The sequence below is a fragment of the Qipengyuania nanhaisediminis genome (assembly GCF_045862805.1).
In the GTDB taxonomy this organism is placed as follows: Bacteria; Pseudomonadota; Alphaproteobacteria; order Sphingomonadales; family Sphingomonadaceae; genus Erythrobacter; species Erythrobacter nanhaisediminis_A.
Genome location: NZ_AP025760.1, coordinates 2,699,781 through 2,706,513, shown reverse-complemented (window position 1 = coordinate 2,706,513; position 6,733 = coordinate 2,699,781). Strand labels below are relative to the sequence as shown.

Sequence of the window (6,733 nt, the reverse complement as noted above, 5' to 3'; positions counted from 1 at the left end):
GGTACTTGTAATTCCGACAGGCATTACTGTTCTCACCGACAAGTTATATCTGCCGGCGTAACCCATCGATCCAGTCTGTTGGCTCCCGGGTTGTCCCGACCCGGGTGAGAAGCCGATAATGACCTCTGACGGGCAGATCGCAAGCGCGGAATTGTAATAAATCTCAAATAATCTTGTTGACTCGCTGCTAAGCCGCAGACTTGCGTTCAAGAGTTTGAATTTGTTGGAGTTTCGTAAGGCAGGGTGCGCGAATCGCGGAGATTCCTCCATTTTTCGAACGCCCATTGACGCGATTGCGCGCAAACGAAAGGGGCCGCGCCATCCGGTGCGACCCCTATCCATATCTGCAATGGGTGTTAACCCGTTGGCTAACGCGTGCGGGGCTGCGAATCGCACCCCGCATTCGCGCGAATCAGAGCGCGGCGACCCGCTTGGTCAGCCGCGACATCTTCCGCGCAACGGTGTTCTTGTGCATCACGCCGCGGGCAACGCCGCGAGCCAGTTCGGGCTGGGCTTCCTTGAGCGCCTTGGCAGCGGCGTCCTTGTCGCCGGCTTCCAGAGCGGTCTCGACCTTCTTCACGAAGCTGCGGATGCGGCTCATGCGCGCGCCGTTGATTTCGGCACGATTGTTGTTGCGACGGATGCGCTTGCGGGCTTGTGGCGTGTTGGCCATATTTGTGTCTGTCTCGCCTTGTGTGCTGGCCGCTTAGCGAGCGACCGGAAGAATCTCGAAAAAATAACGAAGAACGGCGATTCACCGCCGGAAAGGCGCGCACATAGTAGCGCAAGGGCGAATCGTCAAGAATTCCCTCGCCCGTCGCCCGCTATCTCTGGCAGCGCGCGCAATACCACGTGCTGCGCCCGCCTTGCGCGATCCGGCGGATTTTCCCGCCATCATCGCGCCGGCAAGATTCGCCGGTGCGGCCATAGACGTCGAATCGCGTGGCGAAATAGCCGAGTTCGCCATCGGGCGCGGCATAATCGCGCAGGGTCGAGCCGCCGTCGCGGATCGAAGCTTCGAGCACTTCGCGAATGGCCGGCACGAGCCGTTCGAGCTGCGCGCGGGTGACCTTGCCAGCGGCCTTGCGCGGGTGGATGCGCGCGCGCCACAGCGCTTCGCAGACATAGATATTGCCGAGCCCGGCGACGATCGCCTGGTCGAGCAGGCACAGCTTGATCGGCTGCGTCTTGCCCGCCAGCGCCGCCTTGAGATGCGCCGCGCTGAAGCCCGGTCCGAGCGGTTCGGGGCCGAGCCGGACGAAAGGCGGCCATTCATCGAGGGTGTCGCTGGAAACCAGATCGACCGATCCGAAGCGGCGCGGATCGCACAGGGCAAAGCGGTTATGCGCGGTCTCGATCACCAGGTGGTCGTGCCGGTCGGGATCCTCGGGATCGATTCGCCAGCGTCCGCTCATGCCGAGATGGAAGATCATCGTGTGCGCGCGGTCGAGATGGATCAGCCCGTATTTGGCGCGACGCGACAGCCCGGTCACCTGCGCCCCGGTCATCACCTGGACGAGTTCGGGCGGGAAGGGGCGGCGCAGATCGGGCCGGTTGAGCACCACGCGGGTGATCTGTGCCCCCTCGAGGAACCGGGCTAGTCCGCGGACCGTTGTTTCGACTTCAGGCAATTCGGGCATGGCGAGCCGCGCTTTATCACCCTTTGCCTGTCCGGCAATTCCTTCTAGGGCGCATCGCATGACGCAAGAGACCCCGAAACACGGCGCGCAAGACGATAAGGTATCCTTCGGCTACGAAACCGTCTCTCCCGAGGAGAAGACGCGCCGCGTGGGAGCGGTGTTTTCCAGCGTGGCGAAGAAATACGACATCATGAACGATGCGATGAGCTTCGGCATGCACCGCGCGTGGAAGGATCGCTTCGTGCGCCGGGTCAAACCGCAGCCGGGCGAAGCGGTGCTCGACATGGCGGGCGGCACCGGCGACATCGCCTTTCGGATGGCCGATCGCGGCGCCAATGTGACCGTCGCCGATATCAACCAGGACATGCTCGATGTGGGGGCGGAGCGGGCGATGGAGCGCGAAGCCGGTCCCGAAAGCGGCAGCCTTGTATTCACCCACCAAAATGCCGAGCAAGTCAGCTTCGCAAGCAACAGCTTCGATGCCTACACGATCGTCTTCGGCATCCGCAACGTCACATACAAGGACCGCGCGCTGGCCGAGGCCTTTCGCGTTCTGCGCCCGGGCGGGCGATTCTTTTGCATGGAATTCTCGACCAGCGAATGGGCGGGTTTCCGCGATGTCTATGACCTTTATTCGGACCTCTTCCTCCCGCGCATGGGGCAGGCGATCGCGGGCGATGCCGATTCCTATCGCTACCTGGTCGAATCGATCCGCAAGTTCCCTTCGATGCCCGAGTTCGAACGAATGATCGCCGCTGCTGGATTCGTGAATACCCGCTACGAGGCGATCCTGGGCGGTGCGGTCGCGATCCATTCGGGCTGGAAGGTCTGACCCGGTGACCGCTCCTGCCATCCACCTTGCCCGCCTTGCGCGGTGGGGCATCACGCTTGCCCGGCACCGCGCGCTGCTCGGTATCGAGCAGGATCCCAACGCGCCCGCTACGGTCAAGCGCTTTGCCCGGCTCGCGCGGCTGGCGACGCTGACCGGCAGGAAAGGCCCGCGCGATTATGCCGGTGCGTTCCGCGCGATCGGCCCTGCGGCGATCAAGCTGGGGCAATCGCTTGCGACCCGGCCCGACCTCGTCGGCGAGGAGGCCGCGCACAACCTGCTCAGCCTGCAAGACGATCTGCCGCCTGTGCCCTTTGCCCGGATCGAGGAGCAGATCGCGGGGACATTCGATCGGCCGATCACGGAGCTGTTCGCCAGCATCGACCCTGCGCCCATCGGCGCGGCGTCGATCGCCCAGGTTCACCGCGCGGTGACCACCGATGGCCGCCAGGTCGCGATCAAGGTCCTGCGCCCCGGCATCCGCGAACGCTTTGCCGAGGACATCCAGACCTATGAATGGGCCGCCGCCCATGTCGAGGCGATGGGCGGCGAGGCACAGCGCCTGCGCCCGCGTCTCACCATCGCCAATTTCAAGCGCTGGACCAATGCCGAGCTCGATCTCAGGCGAGAGGCGGCGGCGGCGAGTGAGCTTGCCGAGGTCATGGCCGGTGTCGACGGATACCGCGTCCCCGCGATCGACTGGGACCGGACCAATGGCCGGGTGATGACGATCGAATGGGTCGACGGGATCAAGATTTCCAAGCGCGACGAACTGATCGCGGCCGGCCACGATCCCAAGCTGCTTGCCGAACGGCTGGTGCTCAGCTTTCTCAACCAGGCGATCAGCGCGGGTTTCTTCCACGCCGACATGCACCAGGGCAACTTGTTCATCGAACCCGATGGCACGATCGCCGCGATCGATTTTGGAATCATGGGAAGGATCGATCGCCGCGCGCGCGCCTGGCTGGCGGAAATTCTCTACGGCCTCACGACCGGCAATTACCAGCGCGTCGCCGAGATCCATTTCGAGGCGCAATACGTGCCGAGCTATCACTCGGTCGGCGAATTCGCGACCGCGCTGCGTGCCGTGGGCGAGCCGATGCGCGGCAAGCCGGTCAAGGAATTGTCGGTCGGGCAGATGCTCGACGGGCTGTTCGCGATCACTCGCGATTTCGACATGCAGACCCAGCCGCACCTGCTGCTGCTGCAAAAGACCATGGTTATGGTCGAAGGCATCGCCACCCAGCTCGACCCTGACATCAACATGTGGGACGTGTCCGCGCCTTATGTCCGTAGCTGGATCCGCGACGAGCTCGGCCCCGAAGCGGCTCTTGCAGACCGGATCAGGGAAGACACCGAAACCCTGTTCCGCCTGCCCGGCCTGATCCGCCGGATGGAGGAGAAATACCCGCCGCGCGGCGGCGCGCCCGAACCCCCGCCGCTTCCCGAGATTCGCCTGATGACCGATCCGCGCGAACCGCGCCGCAGCGGCGGCTGGCTGGGTTATTTCGTCGCCGGCCTGGTGGGTGCGGGCGCGGTCTTGGGTGCAGGGATGGCGGGGCTGCTCTAGCTTGCCCGGTGAACCCGCCGCGCCATGACGAGCGCGGCGATGCCCAGCACCGCTTCGACCGCCATCGGGACGATGTGGCCTTCGAAGGGACCGTCGACCACCAGCGAGACCAGCCTTGCGGCAAGTGCGATGAGCATCAACGCCGCGCCGATCACCAGCGGATCGCGGCGCTTTGCCCATGCGCCCCAGATGAAACTTGCTCCGCTCACCACGAAAAAGGCGGTGAAATCGGCGCGCGCCGAAGTGTTGCCATGTGCGCCGACGGTCATCAGCCCGAAATCGAGTGCCGAGCCGTTCGGATCGATCATGAAGCCCGTCCCCATGAATACCAGCAGCAGTCCCCCCAGGGTGAGCACGATTTTTAGTACCAGATCCATTGTCAGTTTCCCCCTCTTCTGCCCCTTATGACCTGCGCGCGCCCGGCAACGCAATCTTAACCATCCCCACGCACAGCAGCAGGTGCACTTGGCGCGGATAATCGGGGCCGCTAGACACGTGGCGACAGCCGCCCCCGCGGGCGCTGCGCGATATGGGAGACGTAGCAATCATGGCTTCAGCGGGACCAAAGGTGCTTTTGGTCGTGGGCGGCGGGATCGCGGCCTACAAGTCGTGCGAGCTCGTGCGCCTGATCCGCAAGGGCGGCGGCGAGGTAACCTGCGTGGTCACCAAGGGTGGCCAGCAATTCGTCACCCCGATGTCGCTCGCAGCGCTCAGCGAGAACCAGGTCTATACCTCGCTCTTCGATCTCAAGAACGAGGTCGAGATGGGGCATATCGAATTGTCGCGCGAGGCTGACCTCGTGGTGGTCTGCCCGGCCACCGCCGACCTCATGGCCAAGATGGCCGCCGGCATCGCAGACGACCTTGCCACCACGCTGATCCTCGCCACCAACAAGCCGGTCATGGCGGTCCCCGCGATGAACGTGAAGATGTGGGAGCACGAATCGACCCAGCGCAATGTCGCCGCGCTAGGCGATGCGGGCGTGACGGTGCTGCACCCCGATGAAGGCGCGATGGCCTGCGGCGAGTTCGGCTATGGCCGGCTGCCCGAGCCGCACACGATCTGGCGCGCGATCGCCGCACATTTCGGGATCGAGGTCGAGGACGAGGCGCCCGTGCCGATGCCCGCCAATGATGGCGAAGCTGTCGAAGCGCTCGAACCCGATAACGAGGATGCCGAGGACGGCGCTTCGGTGGGCGGGTTGAGCGGATTGCTTTCGCGGATCATCCCGCGCTCGACCGAACAGCGCAGCGCCGAGGAGATCGAGCAGGAGTTCGAGACGGAGATCCCCGAGGACGCCGAAATAGCCGAGCTCGAGCCCGAGGAGGAGATCGAGTTCAATCCCGATCTTGCCGGGTCGCCGCTCGCGACCAAGGGCAAGGGCAAGGCCGCACCGCCGATCGACGCCGATGCCATCAATCACGAGGTCGACGAACGCCGGCTCGCTCCCGAACCGGTCGAGGAGGAGGCGCCCGCTCGCTCCCGCGCCAAGCAGGCCGCCCCTGCTGTGGGCGAAGCAATCGAGGCCGAGCAGGGCGATGTCTCGGCGGGCATCACTGCCGATCCCGCGCACCAGCCGCTCAAGGGTAAGCGTGTGCTGGTGACAGCCGGTCCGACCTGGGAATCGATCGATCCGGTGCGCTATGTCGCCAACCGTTCGAGCGGCAAGCAGGGCTTTGCCATCGCTGCTGCGGCAGCCGCCCTGGGGGCAGAGGTGACGCTGGTGGCAGGGCCGGTCGCGCTCAAGACCCCGGCGGGCTGCAAGCGCATCGATGTCGAGAGCGCGGAGGAAATGGCGAGCGCAGTCAAGCGGGCCCTGCCAGCCGATGCGGCGGTCATGGTCGCTGCGGTCGCCGACTGGCGGCCCAAGGAATATCGCGACGAGAAGATCAAGAAGCGCGGTTCGGCACCGCCGGCGCTGATGCTGACCGAAAACCCCGACATCCTCACCAATCTCGCGGCTAGCGACAACCGCCCGGCGCTGGTGGTCGGCTTTGCCGCAGAAACCGAAGACGTGATCGACAACGCCAAGAAGAAGCGCAAGCGCAAGGCCTGCGACTGGATCGTGGCCAATGACGTTTCGGGCGACGTGATGGGCGGCGATGCCAACCGCATCCACATTGTCAGCGCCGAGGGCGTGGAAAGCCTCGATGAAATGCCCAAGACGGAGGTCGCGCTCGCGCTCGCCGACAGGATTGCGACGGCACTCCAAGGGCAGGCGAAGAAATGAGCGGCGCACCGGTAAGGGTCGCCGTGCGGCGCCTGGCGCATGGCGAAGGGCTCGACCTGCCCTCCTATGCGACCGATGGTGCGGCGGGCATGGACGTGGTCAGCGCCGAGAACGTGACGATTGAAGCGGGGGCTCGCCACGCGGTCGCGACAGGGCTCAGCGTCGCGATCCCAGCAGGCTACGAGATACAGGTCCGACCGCGTTCGGGGCTGGCGTTCAAGCATGGCATCACCGTTCCCAACACGCCGGGAACGATCGATTCAGACTATCGCGGCGAATTGAAGGTGCTGCTCATCAATCACGGCAACGAAAGCTTCGCGATCGCGCGCGGCGACCGGGTCGCGCAATTGGTGCTTGCCCCGGTGACCCGGGCTTCATGGGACGAGGTCGAAGAGCTCGATGCGACGGGCCGCGGCTCGGGCGGTTTCGGGTCGACAGGCGGACACGCCCGGCTCTGACGCCGG

Annotated in this window: 7 protein-coding genes; 4 read left to right on the top strand and 3 right to left on the bottom strand. The window is 64.9% G+C overall.

What is annotated here, in order from left to right; genetic code table 11:
- Positions 1–412: 412 nt before the first annotated feature.
- Positions 413–673: a 30S ribosomal protein S20 gene (gene rpsT / locus ACKTSM_RS13160; protein ID WP_407875098.1), complete on the bottom strand. Its 261-nt coding sequence runs from the start codon at positions 671–673 to the stop codon at positions 413–415.
- 151 nt (positions 674–824) lie between these two features.
- The gene (mutM, locus tag ACKTSM_RS13155; protein WP_407875097.1) at positions 825–1,640 is read right to left on the bottom strand and encodes a bifunctional DNA-formamidopyrimidine glycosylase/DNA-(apurinic or apyrimidinic site) lyase; all 816 of its coding nucleotides are present in this window, start codon (positions 1,638–1,640) and stop codon (positions 825–827) included.
- 58 nt (positions 1,641–1,698) lie between these two features.
- Here mutM and ACKTSM_RS13150 point away from each other — a divergent pair, with 58 nt between their 5' ends.
- Together ACKTSM_RS13150 and ubiB are read left to right on the top strand one after the other, a co-directional pair.
- Positions 1,699–2,472 (top strand): class I SAM-dependent methyltransferase, encoded by a 774-nt coding sequence (locus tag ACKTSM_RS13150; RefSeq protein ID WP_407875096.1) that lies wholly within the window; start codon positions 1,699–1,701, stop codon positions 2,470–2,472.
- Between the two features lie 4 nt (positions 2,473–2,476).
- Positions 2,477–4,039: a 2-polyprenylphenol 6-hydroxylase gene (gene ubiB, locus ACKTSM_RS13145; RefSeq protein WP_407875095.1), complete on the top strand. Its 1,563-nt coding sequence runs from the start codon at positions 2,477–2,479 to the stop codon at positions 4,037–4,039.
- Here ubiB and ACKTSM_RS13140 read toward each other — a convergent pair.
- Positions 4,036–4,416: a DUF4345 family protein gene (locus tag ACKTSM_RS13140; RefSeq protein ID WP_407875094.1), complete on the bottom strand. Its 381-nt coding sequence runs from the start codon at positions 4,414–4,416 to the stop codon at positions 4,036–4,038. The two genes, ubiB and ACKTSM_RS13140, sit on opposite strands and share 4 nt — an antisense overlap.
- Before the next feature lie 170 nt (positions 4,417–4,586).
- Between ACKTSM_RS13140 and ACKTSM_RS13135 the strand changes: the two genes are divergently transcribed.
- Positions 4,587–6,269 carry a bifunctional phosphopantothenoylcysteine decarboxylase/phosphopantothenate synthase gene (locus ACKTSM_RS13135; protein WP_407875093.1) on the top strand — a complete coding sequence of 561 codons (1,683 nt, stop codon included), beginning with the start codon at positions 4,587–4,589 and terminating at the stop codon, positions 6,267–6,269.
- Complete coding sequence (dut, locus tag ACKTSM_RS13130) at positions 6,266–6,727, top strand: dUTP diphosphatase (RefSeq protein ID WP_407875092.1); 462 nt, start codon at positions 6,266–6,268, stop codon at positions 6,725–6,727. The genes ACKTSM_RS13135 and dut overlap by 4 nt, the downstream gene beginning before the upstream one ends.
- The last annotated feature ends 6 nt before the right edge of the window (positions 6,728–6,733 follow it).

Bases quoted from the DNA above. Each gene is read 5' to 3' on its own strand.
- rpsT (WP_407875098.1), bottom strand. From the start codon at position 673: ATGGCCAACACGCCACAAGCCCGCAAGCGCATCCGTCGCAACAACAAT.
- mutM (WP_407875097.1), bottom strand. From the start codon at position 1,640: ATGCCCGAATTGCCTGAAGTCGAAACAACGGTCCGCGGACTAGCCCGG.
- ACKTSM_RS13150 (WP_407875096.1), top strand. From the start codon at position 1,699: ATGACGCAAGAGACCCCGAAACACGGCGCGCAAGACGATAAGGTATCC.
- ACKTSM_RS13140 (WP_407875094.1), bottom strand. From the start codon at position 4,416: ATGGATCTGGTACTAAAAATCGTGCTCACCCTGGGGGGACTGCTGCTG.
- ACKTSM_RS13135 (WP_407875093.1), top strand. From the start codon at position 4,587: ATGGCTTCAGCGGGACCAAAGGTGCTTTTGGTCGTGGGCGGCGGGATC.
- dut (WP_407875092.1), top strand. From the start codon at position 6,266: ATGAGCGGCGCACCGGTAAGGGTCGCCGTGCGGCGCCTGGCGCATGGC.